2 protein-coding genes are annotated in these 1,607 nt (G+C 59.1%); both read right to left on the bottom strand.

What is annotated here, in order from left to right; genetic code table 11:
* Positions 1–31 precede the first annotated feature (31 nt).
* Positions 32–1,126, bottom strand: coding sequence for an IS3 family transposase (locus AAE484_RS17380; protein ID WP_341939704.1), 1,095 nt, complete (start codon positions 1,124–1,126; stop codon positions 32–34).
* On the bottom strand, positions 1,123–1,527 hold the full coding sequence (locus tag AAE484_RS17375) for a transposase (RefSeq protein WP_341939703.1): 405 nt from the start codon (positions 1,525–1,527) through the stop codon (positions 1,123–1,125). Before AAE484_RS17375 ends, AAE484_RS17380 begins: the two co-directional genes overlap by 4 nt.
* Positions 1,528–1,607 lie beyond the last annotated feature (80 nt).

The following is a 1,607-nucleotide window of genomic DNA, read 5'->3' as shown; positions in this document are numbered from 1 at the left end:
CGGAACCTGTCAACCTGATTCGGACAGTTGCTTAGCCAGTTAATGTAGATTTGTTCGCCGTGTGCTTGGCCGATGGCAGCGTCGGGAAGTTAATGGCGCTGCTGGTATCGGCGTCTCCCTCGCCCGGCTGGACCGGATTGATGGAGACGCTGGACGGTGGCAAGGCCACCGTCGGGCAGCCTTTGACAAAGCGCTCCGGGTGAGCGGCGTAGTGCGCATTCAGCGTCCGCTGCTTCTGCTCGGCAATCGCTCTATAGTCGCCGGCAAACACCTGCGCCGGGGTAAAGCCGGCCAGACCAATGTGATGGTGCTCGTTGTTGTACCACTGGACATAGTCCCGGAACCATTGTTGGGCGTGAGCCACGCTGTCAAAGCGGCCCGGGTAGTCTGGTTGGTACTTCCCGGTTTTGAACTGGCTTTCGCTGAACGCGTTGTCGTTGCTCACACGCGGACGGCTGTGGCTGCAAGTGACGCCGATTTCGGCCATCAAGTCGAGGTAGCTGTGGGCGATCATCGGCGCACCTCGGTCCTGGTGCAGCGTGAGCGAGCCTGCGTCTACCCCGTAGCGGTCGACGGACTCTTGCATCAACTGCTGGGCCAGTGCGGCGTTCTCTTTGCGCGAGACCATCCAGGCAACGATAAAGCGGCTGAACAGGTCCAGAACAACATACAGGTTAAGGTATTGTCCTCTCTGACGGGTGGGCAGTTTGGTCACATCCCAGCTCCACACCTGATTGGGCGCTGTCGCCGTCAAGCGGGGAATAGCATGACTCTGGGGCTGGCGTTGAGGTCGCCGGTCACCACTGGTGGCCTGCTCACGCAGCACCCGATGCCAGGTACTGAGTGAGGCCATGTATTGGCCTTGTTGCAACAGGTTGTGAAAGATCTCATACACCGGCTGATCCTGATAGGGTTCGCTGTAGGCCACATCTAGCATAGTCTGGCGCTCCTCAGTCGATAGTGCTCTGGGCTGCGGACAGTGCTTGCGTGAGCGAGCTGCTGGCTCCTGGGGTTGAGCCGAGGGCTTGCGGTGCCAGGCGTACACGGTGCTGCGAGTCAGGCCCAGCGCATCACAGGCCATAGCCAACGGGACGCGCGGTGGGCGTTGCTCAATGACGGTGATCATTGCTCGCTCCCATTGTTGCTGTGATCGAGCATCGACAACGCTTTTTTTTGGAGCGAGACGCAGTCTTCGGTCACCGCGAGCTTTTTCTGGAGTCGCTCGTTGTCGCGCTCCAACTGCTCGATGCGCTTTTGCTCAGGCGTTTTGGAGGCCTTGGGGCCAGGCGCCGTTTTCGTAAGCTTGTCAGCGCCTCCGGTGGCCAGTTCACGGCGCCAAGTGGCCAGCTGGCTGCTAAAGAGCATTTCCCGGCGTAGTAGCTTGCCGACTTCGCCGTGCTCGCAAGCATCGGCCTCGGCCAGGATTTTAAGCTTGTACTCGGTGGTGAAGCGTCTGCGAGTGCGCTTCTCCAGGTTGGGGTTGGGAGTCACTTGATTCTCAGGCATGTCTGATGGCGGTTTGGGCATTGTTACGCTCCTGAATCGCGGGCTCTGAAATAGAGTTTAACTCAATGAGCCGATGTATGGATTCAGGTTGACACATAGGG

The sequence above is a fragment of the Marinimicrobium sp. C2-29 genome, assembly GCF_038419845.1.
Classification (GTDB): Bacteria; Pseudomonadota; Gammaproteobacteria; order Pseudomonadales; family Cellvibrionaceae; genus Marinimicrobium.
The sequence above is the reverse complement of the archived record's forward strand: the minus strand, read 5'-3'. Positions and strand labels throughout refer to the sequence as shown.